Genomic DNA, 1,240 nt, shown 5'->3' with positions numbered 1-1,240 from the left:
TCGGTCCGGGTGGTGCGCTGTCCGCGCTGGTCGCCGGGGAGGGTGCGGACGCGTCGGCGGTGGCGGTCCCGCTGCTGCGGGGGGACGGGCCGGAGGAGACGGCCGTACTGACCGCGCTCGCCGGGCTGCACGTCCGCGGCGCCGATATCGACTGGACATCGTTCTACCCCGGCGGCACACACATCGACCTGCCCACCTACCCCTTCGAACGACACCCCTACTGGCCCGCCGCGACTCGCCGCAGGGGTGACGTCGAGGCGGTCGGTATCACTGCCGTTGCGCACCCGCTGCTGGGTGCGGCGGTCGATGTCGCGGGTTCCGACGGACATCTGTTCACCAGCAGGATCTCGCTGAGCACGCATCCGTGGCTCGCCGGACACGACGTGTTCGGCAGGGTGCTGCTGCCCGGCACCGCGTTCCTGGAACTGGCGCTGCGGGCCGGCGACGAGGTCGGCTGCGAGCGCGTAGACGAGCTGACCCTCGCCGCACCGCTGGTGCTCCCCGAGCGCGGCGCGGTGCGGTTGCAGGTGTCCGTCGGAACGGTGGACGAGTCGGGACGCAGGGCGGTAGAGGTCTTCTCGCGGCCGGACGGCGAGGATGTCCAGTGGACGAGGCACGCGGCCGGCTTCCTGGCGATAGGCCCGAGCGCGGACGACTTCGACACCACCGTGTGGCCGCCGGCCGGAGCCGAACCGGTGGACGTCGACGGAGCCTACGACGCTTTCGCGGAGGCCGGCTTCGCCTACGGGCCGGTGTTCCGCGGGCTCCGGGCCGCCTGGCGGCGCGGCGACGAGGTGTTCGCGGAGGTCGCGCTCCCCGACGGCGTAGACGCGGCGGCCTTCGGTGTCCACCCCGCCCTGCTCGATGCGGCGTTGCATGCCGGAGGGTTCTTCGGCGGCACCACCGAGGTGGGCTTGCCGTTCTCGTGGGAAGGCGTGTCGCTGCACGCCACCGGCGCCGCATCGGTGCGGGTCCGGTTGACCCGTACGGGCTCCACATGGGGAATCGCGGTGGCGGACACCACCGGCGCTCCGGTGGCCACGATCGGTGCACTGGTGACTCGATCGGTGACAGCCGAGCAGATCGGCCGGGCCGACCGCGACTCGTTGTTCCGTCTGGATTGGGTGCGGGTTGCGGTGCCTGATCTTGCTGGTGCGGATGTGGTGGTTGAGCATTGTGTGGGTGAGGGTGGGGTTGTGGGGTCGGCGCATGCGCTGGCGGTTCGGGTGCTTGCTTTGGT

1 protein-coding gene is annotated in these 1,240 nt (G+C 71.5%); it reads left to right on the top strand.

Annotated elements, in window-relative coordinates; genetic code table 11:
• The coding region (locus tag SCWH03_RS28215; RefSeq protein ID WP_173267756.1) for a polyketide synthase dehydratase domain-containing protein at nt 1–1,240 on the top strand (1,240 nt) is incomplete at both ends.

The organism is Streptomyces pacificus, assembly GCF_011766325.1.
GTDB classification, from domain to species: Bacteria; Actinomycetota; Actinomycetes; order Streptomycetales; family Streptomycetaceae; genus Streptomyces; species Streptomyces pacificus.
Note: the sequence above shows the minus strand (reverse complement) of the source record. Positions and strands in the feature narration are given on the sequence as shown.